The organism is Lentzea sp. NPDC102401 (genome assembly GCF_044765805.1).
Classification (GTDB): domain Bacteria; phylum Actinomycetota; class Actinomycetes; order Mycobacteriales; family Pseudonocardiaceae; genus Lentzea; species Lentzea sokolovensis.
This window is the reverse complement of the sequence record NZ_JBIWKS010000013.1, coordinates 58677-72416: the sequence shown is the minus strand read 5'-3', so window position 1 is coordinate 72416 and position 13740 is coordinate 58677. Positions and strand designations below refer to the sequence as shown.

General features: G+C 69.0%; 10 protein-coding genes. 7 read left to right on the top strand and 3 right to left on the bottom strand.

Features of this window, described 5'->3' with window-relative positions:
* Positions 1 to 7 precede the first annotated feature (7 nt).
* Positions 8 to 1645, bottom strand: a complete 1638-nt coding sequence (locus ACIRG5_RS36275; protein ID WP_402913507.1) for a serine/threonine-protein kinase — start codon at positions 1643 to 1645, stop codon at positions 8 to 10.
* A 90-nt stretch (positions 1646 to 1735) separates the two neighbouring features.
* Here ACIRG5_RS36275 and ACIRG5_RS36270 point away from each other — a divergent pair, with 90 nt between their 5' ends.
* The 6 genes from ACIRG5_RS36270 (at position 1736) to ACIRG5_RS36245 (ending at position 9572) form a co-directional block, all read left to right on the top strand.
* The gene (locus ACIRG5_RS36270) at positions 1736 to 3454 is read left to right on the top strand and encodes a methylmalonyl-CoA mutase family protein (protein ID WP_402913505.1); all 1719 of its coding nucleotides are present in this window, start codon (positions 1736 to 1738) and stop codon (positions 3452 to 3454) included.
* Complete coding sequence (gene scpA, locus ACIRG5_RS36265) at positions 3451 to 5586, top strand: methylmalonyl-CoA mutase (RefSeq protein WP_402913502.1); 2136 nt, start codon at positions 3451 to 3453, stop codon at positions 5584 to 5586. The genes ACIRG5_RS36270 and scpA overlap by 4 nt, the downstream gene beginning before the upstream one ends.
* Complete coding sequence (gene meaB / locus ACIRG5_RS36260; RefSeq protein ID WP_402913499.1) at positions 5579 to 6571, top strand: methylmalonyl Co-A mutase-associated GTPase MeaB; 993 nt, start codon at positions 5579 to 5581, stop codon at positions 6569 to 6571. Before scpA ends, meaB begins: the two co-directional genes overlap by 8 nt.
* A 56-nt stretch (positions 6572 to 6627) precedes the next feature.
* Complete coding sequence (locus ACIRG5_RS36255) at positions 6628 to 6921, top strand: hypothetical protein (protein WP_402913497.1); 294 nt, start codon at positions 6628 to 6630, stop codon at positions 6919 to 6921.
* A gap of 204 nt (positions 6922 to 7125) precedes the next feature.
* Positions 7126 to 8298 (top strand): M20 family metallopeptidase, encoded by a 1173-nt coding sequence (locus ACIRG5_RS36250; RefSeq protein ID WP_319975105.1) that lies wholly within the window; start codon positions 7126 to 7128, stop codon positions 8296 to 8298.
* On the top strand, positions 8295 to 9572 hold the full coding sequence (locus tag ACIRG5_RS36245; RefSeq protein WP_402913495.1) for a M20 family metallopeptidase: 1278 nt from the start codon (positions 8295 to 8297) through the stop codon (positions 9570 to 9572). Before ACIRG5_RS36250 ends, ACIRG5_RS36245 begins: the two co-directional genes overlap by 4 nt.
* Here the strand turns inward: ACIRG5_RS36245 and ACIRG5_RS36240 are convergent.
* Positions 9569 to 10978: an alkaline phosphatase D family protein gene (locus ACIRG5_RS36240; protein ID WP_402913492.1), complete on the bottom strand. Its 1410-nt coding sequence runs from the start codon at positions 10976 to 10978 to the stop codon at positions 9569 to 9571. The two genes, ACIRG5_RS36245 and ACIRG5_RS36240, sit on opposite strands and share 4 nt — an antisense overlap.
* A gap of 20 nt (positions 10979 to 10998) precedes the next feature.
* Entirely contained in the window at positions 10999 to 12708 is a 1710-nt protein-coding gene (locus ACIRG5_RS36235; protein WP_402913968.1) for a glycerol-3-phosphate dehydrogenase/oxidase, read from the bottom strand.
* Positions 12709 to 12992: 284 nt separating this feature from the next.
* Here ACIRG5_RS36235 and ACIRG5_RS36230 point away from each other — a divergent pair, with 284 nt between their 5' ends.
* Positions 12993 to 13736 carry an MIP/aquaporin family protein gene (locus ACIRG5_RS36230; RefSeq protein ID WP_402913490.1) on the top strand — a complete coding sequence of 248 codons (744 nt, stop codon included), beginning with the start codon at positions 12993 to 12995 and terminating at the stop codon, positions 13734 to 13736.
* Positions 13737 to 13740: the final 4 nt, after the last annotated feature.

Genomic DNA, 13740 nt, shown 5'->3' with positions numbered 1-13740 from the left:
CGAGAGCTTAAACCGGTGCGAACGTCGAGGCGATCGCGTCGAACAGGCGCACGCGCGCCTCGTCCTCCTGCTCGGTCGGCACGACGACCTCGACCACCCACAGGTCGTTGCCGTAGGGGAGCAGACGGGAGAAGTGCGACCGGCGCAGCGCGTTGGGTTCGTCACCCTCGACCGTCTTGTAGACGAACTGGACGCTGTTCTCGCTGCGCGGTCCCGCGAGGTCCGCCGTCGAGGTGGTCTCGCCGCCGAAGAACCTGCCGGGCCAGCGTCCCTGCACCCCGGCCACGTAGGTGTCGATGTCGCGCTTCGGGTAGTACTCGGGGAACCGCTGCACGGTCACCTCGTACGCGCCGCTGCCCGACACGAAGTGCACCATCGCCGAGACCGGGAACCGCTGGTCGGCGGCACGCTGCTCGGTGTAGACCGACCAGCTCTGCTCGACGTTCAGCGTGAACCTGCCGCCCTGGTCGCCGTTCGCCAGCACGGCCGAGACGGTGCGGGGCTGCAGGGTCGCCGACGTGGGCAGGGTCGGCAGGGTGGGCAGCGTCTGCTCGGCAGGCGGCAGCAGTGGCGCGCCCGCGGCCAGCCTGGTCAGCGCGAACCCGCCGCCGGAGCCCGCCACGAACAGCAGCAGCGCCGCCGCCAGGACGAACGTCGTGGCCACGCGCCCGCGCCGCTTCTCCGGCGCGATCGGCTTCGTGATCATGAACGGCAACGGGCCGGGGTCGTCGGCCAGCGGCGCGTCCGGCTCGATCTTCGGCTTGGGCCGCACGATGATCGGCACCTGCACGGACTCGCGGACCTCGAACGCGTCCGTGCCCGGCTCCGGCAGCAGCGGGTAGACCTGCTTGCGCACGTCGACCAGCGAAAGCCGCTCGGCCGGATCCTTCCGCATCAACCCGCTGATCACCGGCGCGAGGCGTCCGGCACCCGCCGGCACAGGCACGTCGCCGTGGATCACCGCGTTGATCGTCTGCATGACGTTGCGGCCCACGTACGGCGGCTCACCGGCCATCGCGGCCCACATCGTCGCGCCCAGCGACCACCTGTCCGCGGCCGCCGACACGTCACCGCCCTGAGCCACCTCGGGCGCGATGTAGGCGGGAGTGCCGAGCGTGATGCCACGCGCGGTCATGGTGGCCTCGGCGACGTTGCGCGCGATGCCGAAGTCCGTGAGCTTGACCCGCCCGTCGTCGGCGATGAGCACGTTGCCGGGCTTCACGTCCCGGTGCGTGATGCCGGCCCGATGAGCCGACGCCAGCGCCGCCGCGACCGCGTCCAGCACCGCCGCGCCCTGCTTCTCGGTGAGACAACCCTGTTCCTGAAGCACCTCGCCGAGGCTGCGGGACGGCACCAGCTCCATCACCACGTACGGGTCGCCGTCCTGCTGCAGGACGTCGTAGAGCGTGACGAGGTTCGGGTGGGACAACGCGGCGACGGCACGCGCCTCGCGCATGGTCCGTTCGCGCAGCTGAGCGGCCTCGACCTCGGGCATGCCGGGGGACTGCAGGATGCCCTTCACCGCGACCTGCCTGCCCAGCACCTCGTCGTGAGCGGCCCACACGGTGCCCATCGAGCCCTGACCGAGCACGTGCAGCAGCCGATATCGATCCGCGATCAGGCGCTTCAGGTCACCTTTGTCCACGCCTCAATTGTTCCTGACACACTGACTGCATCGTTAACGGCGGTGAACCTCACATAGCCGTGTCGGTACTGGTCGGTAACACTGCAACGCATGATGGAGTTGGCATTGACCGCCGAATTCCGCCCGAACGAGTTCCCCTCAGCGTCGAGGGAACAATGGCGTGAGCTGGTCGACGCCGTGCTCCGCAAGACCGGCGCAAGCTTCGACTCCCTGGTCACGAAGACGTACGACGGCATCGAACTCCAGCCGCTCTACACCCTCGACGACGCACTGGAGCCCTATGCGCTCGCTCCGGTGAAGCAGGGCTGGGACATCCGGCAGCGCCACGCCGTGCCCGATCCGGTCGCTCTGATGAACGACCTGGAAGGCGGCGTCACCTCGCTGTGGCTCGCCGTGCCGGCCTCGTCGCTGGAAGGCCTTCTCGACGGCGTGTACCTCGACCTCGCGCCGATCGTGCTCGACGGGTCCGTGGACGCCGCCCGCGCGATGCTGCGGATCTACGACCAGGCGCCGATCCTGGCCGACGAGGTGCGCGGCAACCTGGCCCTGACTCCAACGGGTGAAGCTCTCGACGTCATCAAGCAGGCCCGGTCGCAGTTCCCGGGGCTGCGGACCGTTGTGGTGGACGCGCTGCCGTTCCACGACGCCGGTGGCTCCGACTCCGAAGAGCTGGGCGCCTCTCTCGCGCTGGCGGTTTCGCACCTGCGCGCTTTGACCGCAGCCGGGTTCGACGCGCCTGACGCGTTCGCGCAGCTGGAGTTCCGCTACGCCGCGACGGCCGACCAGTTCATGACCATCGCCAAGCTGCGCGCCGCCCGTCGGTTGTGGACGCGAGTGGCCGAGGTGTCCGGTGTTTCCGAGGCCGTGCAGGTGCAGCACGCGGTGACGTCGTCGGCGATGATGACCCGCCGCGACCCGTGGGTGAACATGCTGCGCACCACCGTGGCCTGCCTGTCCGCGGGACTCGGCGGCGCCGACTCCGTGACCGTGCAGCCGTTCGACGCGGCGATCGGGCTGCCGGACGAGTTCGCCAGGCGGATCGCGCGCAACACGCAGAACCTGCTGCTGGAGGAGTCGCACCTCGGCGAGGTGATCGACCCCGCGGCCGGGTCCTGGTACGTGGAGAAGCTGACCGACTCGCTGGCCGTCGAGGCCTGGGCGTGGTTCCAGGAGATCGAACGGGCGGGTGGGCTGGACGAGGCGCGCTCGCTGGTGGCCTCGCGGATCGCCGACACGTGGGCTCGGCGGTCGGCTCGGCTCGCGGACCGCAGCGACCCGATCACAGGGGTGAGCGAGTTCCCGAACCTGACCGAGAAGCCGGTCGTCCGCGAGCCCGCGCTGGCGACACCCGAGGGCGAGCTGCCGCGGGTTCGTTATGCACAGGCCTTCGAGGAGTTGCGCGACCTCGCCGACGCCCAGCCCGAACGGCCGCAGGTCTTCCTGGCCACCCTCGGCCCGGTCGCCGCCCACACCGCCAGGGCCACCTTCGCCGCCAACCTCTTCAACGCCGGCGGTTTCGCCACCCCGAACGCGGGCGCGACCAGGACCCCCGAGGACGTCGCCCAGAGGTTCAAGGAGTCCGGCGCCAGGGTCGCCGTCCTGTGCGGCAGCGACACCAGCTACGCCGAACAGGCCGTCCCCACCGTCGAGGCGCTGCGTCAGGCCGGAGCCGAGCGGGTACTCCTGGCGGGCAAGAAGACAGACGCGACGGTCGACGGCTTCGTCCACATGGGATGCCCTGCGCTGGAAATCCTCAACGACACCTACAGCTTTCTTGCCGTGAAAGAGAACAAGGGAGTGGAGCGATGATCCCCAACTTCGCGGACATCGACCTCGGCCCGCTCCCGCAGGCGAAGTACGAGACCGACCTGGCGCCGTGGGAGACGCCGGAGGGCATCGCGGTCAAGCCGGTCTACGGGCCGTCCGATGTGGACGGTCTCGACTTCCTGCGGACCTACCCCGGCGTGGCGCCGTTCCTCCGCGGCCCGTACCCCACGATGTACGTCAACCAGCCGTGGACCGTCCGCCAGTACGCGGGTTTCTCCACCGCCGAGGAGTCGAACGCCTTCTACCGCCGCAACCTCGCGGCCGGTCAGAAGGGCCTCTCGGTGGCGTTCGACCTCGCCACCCACCGCGGCTACGACTCGGACCACCCGCGCGTGGCCGGTGACGTCGGCATGGCCGGTGTCGCGATCGACTCGATCTACGACATGCGCACGCTGTTCGACGGCATCCCGCTGGACAAGATGTCCGTGTCGATGACGATGAACGGCGCGGTGCTGCCGATCCTCGCGCTGTTCGTGGTGGCGGCGGAGGAGCAGGGGGTGAAGCCGGAGCAGCTCATGGGGACGATCCAGAACGACATCCTCAAGGAGTTCATGGTCCGCAACACCTACATCTACCCACCCGCGGCGTCGATGCGGATCATCTCCGACATCTTCAGCTACACCAGCCGGCACATGCCGAAGTACAACTCCATCTCGATCTCCGGCTACCACATGCAGGAGGCAGGGGCGACGGCCGACCTGGAGCTCGCGTACACGCTCGCGGACGGCGTCGAGTACATCCGCGCCGGCAAGGAAGCGGGGCTGGACGTCGACGCGTTCGCGCCGCGGCTGAGCTTCTTCTGGGCGATCGGCATGAACTACTTCATGGAGATCGCCAAGATGCGGGCCGCGCGGCTGCTCTGGGCCAAGCTCGTGAACGACTTCCAGCCGAAGAGCCAGAAGTCCCTGAGCCTGCGCACGCACTGCCAGACGTCCGGCTGGAGCCTCACCGCGCAGGACGTGTTCAACAACGTCGCCCGCACGTGCGTCGAGGCGATGGCGGCGACGCAGGGCCACACGCAGTCGTTGCACACCAACGCACTGGACGAGGCGCTGGCGCTGCCGACTGACTTCTCCGCGCGCATCGCCCGCAACACGCAGCTGCTGCTCCAGCAGGAGTCCGGCACGACGCGCGTGATCGACCCGTGGGGCGGCAGCGCGTACGTCGAGCGGCTGACGAACGAGCTCGCAGCCAAGGCGTGGGAGCACATCACCGAGGTCGAGAAGGCCGGTGGCATGGCCCGCGCGATCGACGAGGGCATCCCGAAGCTGCGCATCGAGGAGGCGGCAGCCCGCACCCAGGCGCGCATCGACTCCGGACGGCAACCCGTCATCGGCGTCAACAAGTACCTGGTGGGCACCGACGAGCAGATCGAGGTCCTCAAGGTCGACAACGCGGGCGTGCGCACGCAGCAGCTCGAAAAGCTGCGCAGGCTCAGGGAAGAGCGCGACCAGTCCGCGGTGGACAGTGCGCTCGACGCGCTCACCAACGCGGCCAACGGCCACGGCAACCTGCTGGAGCTGGCGATCAACGCCGCCCGCGCGAAGGCGACCGTCGGTGAGATCTCCGAGTCGCTCGGCAAGGTGTGGGGGCGGCACACCGCCCAGATCCGCACCATTTCCGGTGTCTACCGGCAGGAGGTCGGATCGGTGTCCAACGTGGACGCCTGCCGCGAGGTCGTCGAGGCCTTCGCGGTGGAGGAAGGCCGCCGGCCGCGCATTCTGGTCGCCAAGATGGGCCAGGACGGGCACGACCGCGGCCAGAAGGTCATCGCCACGGCGTTCGCGGACCTCGGCTTCGACGTCGACGTCGGCCCGCTGTTCCAGACGCCGGACGAGGTCGCGCGCCAGGCCGTCGAGGCTGACGTGCACATCGTCGGCGTGTCCTCGCTCGCCGCCGGCCACCTCACGCTGGTGCCGGCGCTCAAGGAGGAGCTGACGAAGCTCGGCCGCGAGGACATCATGATCGTCGTCGGTGGCGTGATCCCGCCGCAGGACTTCGACGAGCTGTACGCGGCGGGGGCGGCGGCGATCTTCCCGCCTGGCACCGTGATCGCGGACGCGGCCAAGGATCTACTGGTGAAACTCGCGGACCAGCTCGGGCACCATGGCTAGGGTGATCGATGTCGCCGAGTACACCAAGGGCGTCCTCGACGGCGATCGCGGCGTGCTGGCCAGGGCCATCACGCTGGTCGAGTCGACGCGCGCCGACCACCGGGCCAAGGCCCAGGAACTGCTGATCGAGCTGCTGCCGAAGTCGGGCGGTGCGATCAGGGTCGGCATCACCGGTGTGCCCGGCGTGGGCAAGTCGACGTTCATCGACGCCCTGGGCACCACGCTGACCGAGCAGGGGCACCGGGTCGCGGTGCTCGCCGTCGACCCGTCCTCCACGCGCACCGGCGGCAGCATTCTGGGCGACAAGACGCGGATGCAGCGGCTCTCGGTGAACCAGGACGCGTTCATCAGGCCCTCGCCGACGTCCGGCACGCTCGGCGGCGTCGCGCAGGCCACCCGCGAGACGATCGTGCTGGTCGAGGCCGCCGGCTTCGACGTGGTGCTGGTCGAGACCGTGGGCGTCGGCCAGTCCGAGGTGGCCGTCGCGAACATGACGGACTGTTCGCTGTTCCTCACCCTCGCGCGCACCGGCGACCAGTTGCAGGGCATCAAGAAGGGCATCCTGGAGCTCGCGGACGTCATCGCGGTCAACAAGGCCGACGGCGACCACGAGCTGGACGCCCGCAAGGCCGCCCGCGAACTGGCCGGGGCGCTGAAGCTGCTGCGCCCGCCGGACGCGTTGTGGCACCCGCCGGTCCTCACCTGCTCGGGTCTCACCGGGGCGGGCCTCGACGAACTGTGGTCCCGAGTGCTGGAACACCGGCGGACCCTGGAAGAAGCCGGGGAACTGGACGAACGCCGTCGCCGTCAGCAGGTCGAATGGACCTGGATGATGGTCCACGACGAACTGTGGCGGCAGGTGCGCGAGAGCACCGCCGTGCGTTCCCTCGCCCCCTCTCTCGAAGAGAAGGTCCGCCTCGGAGAGCTCACCGCCACCCTGGCGGCCGAGCAGCTTTTGAAGGCGTTCCAATCGGACTCACGGTAGGCGCTTAACTAGTTTGGGTGACCTTCGATCGTGGTATTCGAGGTAGAGTTCAGGCCATGTCGAGGTTGCTGCTGGCCTGCGTGTTCTCGCTGATGAGCGTTCTCGGGATCGCCGGAGTGGCGTCCGCGCAAGAGGCGGCGAACGCGCCTGTGGCGGCTGCGCAGCAGACGACCGTGAACCCGGCTCCCGACGTGAACGCGCCGCAGGCGCCGTCGCCTGAGACCCGTGAAGAGACCAAGCGCAAGCTGTGGATCGGCGGCATCGCCGTGCTGCTGTTCGTGCTGGTCTACTACCGCAACAAGAAGCGGTGGGCGAAGTGGCGCAAGGAACGGGCTGCCAAGAAGGGCTAGCCGGACGGTCGGTGGGCTGAGACGGCACGTCTCACATGCTGGGACGTAATAGTCAAAATTAAGCGTGTCTCGCGACCATCTGCGTCATCGTTGATCGGTCAGACCGAAACTCGCTCGCCGCTTGGCGCAGCGCCGCGACCGGCCGTCCGGTTGATCATCATCAGCGCGCTGCGTCTTACGAGTGGTGATGCAGGATGGTGGCAAATGGGTACCGACTTGAAGATCAGCACACGCTCGACCGTCGAGCGGTACTCGGACGCGCTGCTGGACCTGTCGCACTCGATCCACGCCGAGCCTGAGCTGGCCTTCGAGGAGCACCGCAGCGTCGAGAAGATCACCTCTCTGCTGGCCCGCGAGGGCTTCAAGGTCGACCGCGGGGTCGCAGATCTCGACACCGCGTTCGTCGCGACGTACGGCGACGGCGAGCTGGTGCTGGGGCTTTGTGCCGAATACGACGCTTTGCCCGAAGTCGGGCACGCGTGCGGTCACAACGTCATCGCCGCCGCTTCTGTCGGCTCCGCGCTCGCTCTGCGTGACATCGCCGACCAGCTGGGTATCACCATCAAGGTGATCGGAACTCCAGCGGAAGAGGTCGGCGGCGGCAAGGTGCTCATGCTGGAACGGGGCGTGTTCGACGACGTCTCGCTCTCGATGATGGTGCACCCGGCGCCTTACGAGTCGTGCGCCGCCAAATCGCTCGCCATCACCGATCTCGAGGTGCGCTACACGGGCAAGCCGTCACACGCGGCCGCCGCCCCGCACCTGGGCATCAACGCCGCGGACGCGGTGACCGTCGCGCAGATCTCGATCAGTCTGCTGCGGCAGCACTTCGAGCCCGGCCAGATGGTCAGCGGCATCGTCACCAACGGCGGCACCGTGCCGAACGTAATACCCGCCCGCGCATCGGCGATGTTCGATGTGAGGGCGGAGAACCTGGAATCGTTGCAGCGTCTGGAGAACCGGATCCGCGACTGCTTCTCGGCCGGTGCGCTCGCGACCGGTTGCACCCATGAGGTCGTGCAGGTCTCACCGATCTACGCCGAGTTGACTCCTGATCCGTGGCTCGCGGACGCCTACCGGCGTGCGGCCACTGAGCTGGGAAGACGACCGCTCTCGCCCGAACAGGAACAACGAGAGAAGATCGGGAGCACCGACATGGGCAACGTCACCAGAGTGTTGCCCGCAATCCACCCGACCATCGCAATCGACTGCGGAGACGCGGTGAACCACCAACTAGAGTTCGCGACCGCCTGTGCCTCGGCGTCGGCCGACCGTGCGCTCCTCGATGGAGCACTAGCCATGGCTTGGACGACGATCGCGACAGCCACCGATTCCCAGCAGCGAGCACGGCTGCTGGCCCGCGGAGGTGCGGCATGACGGTTCTGGACTCCCGGCCCTCGGGCTCCTCAACTGTGAAGACGTCCCCTGAGATGCTCGTGGACCCCACCGGGGTGAGCATGTCTCCTGTGGATGATCTCGGAGAAGGCCGCGGCCCCGCGTGGCTCGACGACTGGCTGAAGGCGAACGCCGCCGACGTAGTCGCCTGGCGACGCCACATCCACGCGCACCCCGAGCTCTCCCGGCGCGAGTACAACACCACCGAACTCGTCGCGAAGCTGCTGCGCGAGGTCGGCCTCAAGCCGCGCATCCTCCCCGGCGGTACGGGCCTGATCTGCGACATCGGCCACGGCCCCCGCTGCGTGGCACTCCGCGCGGACATGGACGCCCTGCCGCTGCACGAGAACACCGGCCTGCCGTTCGGATCCACTGTGGACGGTGTGTCGCACGCGTGCGGTCACGACGCCCACACGACGGTCCTGCTCGGCACCGCGCTGGCCCTCGCCTCGGCGACGGAGCTGCCCGGCCGCGTCCGGCTGGTGTTCCAGCCGGCCGAGGAGGTCATGCCGGGCGGCGCGCTCGACGTGCTGGCCGCGGGCGGACTCGACGGCGTGGAGCGGATCTTCGGTCTGCACTGCGACCCGCGCCTGCAGGTCGGCCGCATCGGCACGCGCATCGGCGCCATCACGTCGGCCTCCGACCTGCTGGAGCTGCGGCTGTCGTCGCCGGGCGGCCACACCTCGCGTCCGCACCTCACCGCGGACCTGGTGCACGCGCTCGGCACCGTCATCACCGGCCTGCCGACGATGCTGTCGCGCCGCGTCGACCCCCGCTCCGGCACCGTCCTGGTGTGGGGCGCGGTGCACGCGGGCGAGGCGCCGAACGCAGTGCCGCAGGAAGGTCTGGTGCGCGGCACGCTGCGCACCGGCGACCGTGACATCTGGGCCGAGCTGGAGCCGTTGGTCAAGGACCTGGTGACGGGCCTGCTGGCGCCCACCGGCGTCGGCTTCGACCTGCACCACCGCCGCGGCGTGCCGCCCGTGGTGAACGAACGCGAGTCGACCCAGATCCTGCGCGCCGGCATCGAGGCCGCACTGGGCGACGACGCGCTCGCGGGCACCGAGCAGTCGTCCGGTGGTGAGGACTTCGGCTGGTACCTGGAGCACGTGCCCGGCTCGTTCGCGCGCCTCGGCGTGTGGAACGGCCAGGAGAAGCAGCGCGATCTGCACCAGCCGACGTTCGACCTCGACGAGCGTGCGCTCCTCGTGGGCGTCCGCGTGATGGTGCACACCGCGCTGGCTGCACTCGCCTAGAGAACGACCCTTTCAGTCCGAGCTGTGTTGTGGCGCGTGCGGAACGAATGCGCACGCGCCACAACGCTGTCCGGGTTCTTCTTGTCCACCGCGTAGTGCCAGTCGAACCGCACCTCGTCCGCCGTCACCCGCAGCGTCGAGACGCCGTGCGAGTCCAGTTCCACGAACCGCACGTGCGGGTTGAGCGCCAGGAACTGCGCCTCGACCTGCAACGCGACCGTGCGCGGCGGCACCTTCAGCAGGTCGTCGAAGTTGTCCGACGTCAGCGACGTGACGACGTACTCGGTGGCCACCGACTGATCGCCGAGCGGCACGTCGCTGGCCCACGAGCTGTGGATGTCGCCGGTCAGGAACACCGTGTTCTTCCGCTCGCCCAACGATCTGAGCACGAGCTCCCGGTCGGCCGGAAAGCCGTCCCACTGGTCGGGGTTCGTCTGCGGGAGCCCCGGCAGCGGCGGAACCTTCAGCGGGCTGAGCATCACCGAGTTGCCGACGAGCTGCCAGCGGGCGCGGTCGGTGGTGAGGGTGTCGATCAGCCAGTCCCGTTGGGCGGCACCGAGAATCGTGGTGTCGGTGCGGTAGGAGCGCAGGTCGAGCATGGTCAGCGTCGCCAGTTCGCCGAAGCGGAACGTCCGGTCGAGCCTGCCCTCGCGGACGGGCATCCACTCGTAGTAGGCCTGCGTCGCGGCGGCCAGCCGTGCGCCCCACGGGCCTTCGGTGGCCGGATCGTGCTGCGGCGAACCGATGCTGGACGAGTTGTCGGCTGATTCGTGATCGTCCCAGGTCGCGATCATGGCGTGCGCGGCGTGCAGTGCCTGGACGTGCTGGTCGGTCTTGTACTTCGCGTGCCGGCGCCGGTAGTCGTCGAGCGTGAGGCACTCGTGCGGAGGGTCCTGCTCGCGGACCGTGCCCACGACGTTCTCGTAGATGTAGTCGCCGAGGTGGATCACGGCGTCGAGGTCCTGGCGGGCGAGGTACCCGTAGCCGGCGAAGTAACCGGCCGACCAGTTCGCGCACGAGGCGACGCCGAAGTTCAGCTCGGACCCGCAGCCACCGGTCTTGGTCCTGCCGACCGGAGACACGACATCGCCGACGCGGAACCGGTACCAGTAGCGGGTGTTGTCCCGCAGGCCGTGGACCTCGACCTTCACCGTGTGGTCGCGCGCGGCGGAAGTGCGGGTGACACCGCGCCTCACGATCCGGTGGAAGTCCTCGTCACGAGCTACCTCCCACCGGATCGGCGACGACGTCACCACGCGCGTCCACAAGAGGACACCATCGGGCAACGGGTCGCCGGACGCGACACCGTGCTCGAACACAGGAGGAGCAGCGTGGGCGGTACCGGTCGAAGCGGCACCGGCCACGGCTGCGCCGATCAGGAAAGTTCGTCTGCCAACCCCAGTCATGCCCTACAGCATGCCGAAGATCAGCTCACGGGTTCGGTCAACTGAGGACGCGCTTCCGGCGCCGAGGCACGAATCGCGTCCGCCGCCTGGTCGTCCGGCTTGGTCTGGGACGTGCGCTCGGCCTCGACGCGCGCGTTGTAGATCTCGACCTCGCGCTTGATCGCGTCCTCGTCCCACCCGAGGATCGGCGCGACCAGCCTGGCCACCGCGTCCGCCGAGTCGACGCCGCGGTGGGCGTACTCGATGGAGATGCGGGTGCGCCGCGTCAGCACGTCCTCCAGGTGCATCGCGCCCTCGTGCGAGACCGCGTACACCGCCTCGACCTGCAGGTAGTCGGGGGAGGCCGGGATCGGCTTGAGCAACTCGGGGTTGTCCGCGGCCAGCGACAGCACCTCGTGGATCAGTGAGCCGTAGCGGTCCAGCAGGTGCCGCACGCGGTACGGGTGCAGGCCGTGCTTGGCCGCCAGTTGATCTGCCTGGTTCACCAGCGCGTGGTAGCCGTCTGCGCCGACCAGCGGCACCTTGTCCGTGATCGACGGCTGGATGCGACCCGGCAGGTCGACGTGCGCCGCGTCGACGGCGTCCGCGCCCATCACCCGGTACGTCGTGTACTTGCCGCCGGCGATCGCCACCAGACCGGGAGAGACGCGCGCGACCGCGTGCTCACGGGAGAGCTTCGACGTCGAGTCGGATTCGCCCGCCAGCAACGGCCGCAGGCCCGCGTAGACGCCCTCGATGTCGTCGTGCGTCAACGGGGTCGCGAGCACCGAGTTGACGTGTTCGAGGATGTAGTCGATGTCGTGCTTGGTGGCGGCGGGGTGCGCCAGGTCGAGGTTCCAGTCGGTGTCCGTGGTGCCGACGATCCAGTGGTTGCGCCACGGGATGACGAACAGCACGGACTTCTCGGTGCGCAGGATCATCCCGGCCTCGGCGACGATCCGGTCGCGCGGAACGACGATGTGCACGCCCTTCGACGCCCGCACCCGGAACCGTCCACGCGAGCCGGAAAGCCGCTGCAGCTCGTCGGTCCAGACACCGGTCGCGTTGATCACGGCGTGCGCCCGCACGTCGACCTCGCGCCCGTCCTCGACGTCGCGCACCCGCACGCCGGACACGCGGTCCGCCTCCCGCAGGAACTCGACCACCTGGGTCGACGTGCGCACCACGGCGCCGTAGTGGGCGGCGGTGCGGCCGACCATCATCGTGTGCCGGGCGTCGTCGGCCTGGGCGTCGTAGTAGCGGATGCCGCCGATCAACGCGTCGCGCTTCAACGCGGGAACCAGCCGGAGCGCGCCCGCTCGGGTGAGATGTTTCTGCCCCGGCACGGACCGGGCGCCGCCCATCGTGTCGTACAGGAACAGGCCGGCCGCCGAGTACGGGCGTTCCCAGATGCGGTTGGTCAGCGGGTAGAGGAACGCGACGGGCTTCACCAGGTGCGGCGCGATGCGCGTCAGCATCAGCTCGCGCTCGCGCAGTGCCTCGCGCACCAGGCCGAACTCCAGCTGTTCCAGGTAGCGCAGGCCGCCGTGGAAGAGCTTGGAGGACCGGCTGGACGTGCCAGACGCCAGGTCACGGGCCTCGACGAGCGCCACCCGCAGTCCGCGCGTGGCGGCGTCCAGTGCCGCGCCGACACCGACGACACCGCCGCCGACGACCACGACGTCGAACGTCTCGGCGCCCAGCCGCTGCCAGGCCTCCTCGCGTTCGGCCGGACCGAGCCTGCCGGTGATCGGCGGTTCGGCATGGGTTCGCGGTGGTGCAGCTGCGTTCTTGCGCGTGGCCACGACAGACGCCTCCCTGCTACGACTTCGCCTCACGCTACCTTCAGCGACCGCCGTCCGCCCACGGGCGCGCTGGCCAGAACCTTCTGGCCTGCAAATGGCCTGACTGCACGCACTTGGCGTGGACAACTGATCAGGTCGGTAATAGCGTCCGAGCACGTTGTAGGCGGGCGGCGCGGCCCTGACCTCGGGTTTGCGCGTCCTGCCTGGCCGCAAACGAGTGGAGGTCGACGATGAGCGCAGGCTCGATCTTCGTCTGGGAGCTGCTGGGGACGGCGGTTCTCATTCTCCTGGGCACCGGTGTCGTCGCGAACCAGGTGCTCAAGAACACCCTCGGAAACAGCACGGGATTCCTGTTCGTCAACGTCGGCTGGGCCTTCGCGGTCTTCACCGGCGCGAGCATCGCCGCTCCGAGCGGCGCGCACCTCAACCCGGCCGTCACGCTGGGACTCGCGATCGCGGACAAGACTCCGTGGGGCGACGTGCCCGTCTACGTCCTCGGGCAGATGGTCGGCGCGATCATCGGTGCGATGCTCTGCTGGGCCACCTACAAGCTGCAGTTCGACACGCACGACGAACCGCAGAACACGCTCGGCATCTTCTCCACCGGCCCGACCGTGCCGAACAAGCCGTGGAACCTCGTCTCCGAGATCATCGGCACGTTCGTGCTCGTCGCGTGGATCCTGCTGTCGCCGGCCGCGAAGGTGTCGGTGGACGGCGTGCCGACGTTCGGCAACTCGGCGCTCGGCTACGCGGGTGTCGCGTTCGTCGTGCTGGTGATCGGCACGTCGCTCGGTGGCCCGACCGGCTACGCGATCAACCCGGCGCGCGACCTCGGTCCGCGCATCGCCTACGCGTTCCTCATGCCGATCCGCAACAAGGGCAACGCCAACTGGGGCTATTCGTGGGTCCCCGTCGTCGGCCCGCTCGTGGGTGGCGCGCTCGCCGCGCTGCTCTTCCTGGTTCTCCCGGTCTGAAAGG

What these genes read in the sequence shown, in the direction of transcription:
- ACIRG5_RS36270 (WP_402913505.1), top strand. Translation starts at nt 1,736, where the DNA reads ATGATGGAGTTGGCATTGACCGCCGAATTCCGCCCGAACGAGTTCCCC.
- scpA (WP_402913502.1), top strand. Translation starts at nt 3,451, where the DNA reads ATGATCCCCAACTTCGCGGACATCGACCTCGGCCCGCTCCCGCAGGCG.
- meaB (WP_402913499.1), top strand. Translation starts at nt 5,579, where the DNA reads ATGGCTAGGGTGATCGATGTCGCCGAGTACACCAAGGGCGTCCTCGAC.
- ACIRG5_RS36255 (WP_402913497.1), top strand. Translation starts at nt 6,628, where the DNA reads ATGTCGAGGTTGCTGCTGGCCTGCGTGTTCTCGCTGATGAGCGTTCTC.
- ACIRG5_RS36250 (WP_319975105.1), top strand. Translation starts at nt 7,126, where the DNA reads ATGGGTACCGACTTGAAGATCAGCACACGCTCGACCGTCGAGCGGTAC.
- ACIRG5_RS36245 (WP_402913495.1), top strand. Translation starts at nt 8,295, where the DNA reads ATGACGGTTCTGGACTCCCGGCCCTCGGGCTCCTCAACTGTGAAGACG.
- ACIRG5_RS36240 (WP_402913492.1), bottom strand. Translation starts at nt 10,978, where the DNA reads ATGACTGGGGTTGGCAGACGAACTTTCCTGATCGGCGCAGCCGTGGCC.
- ACIRG5_RS36230 (WP_402913490.1), top strand. Translation starts at nt 12,993, where the DNA reads ATGAGCGCAGGCTCGATCTTCGTCTGGGAGCTGCTGGGGACGGCGGTT.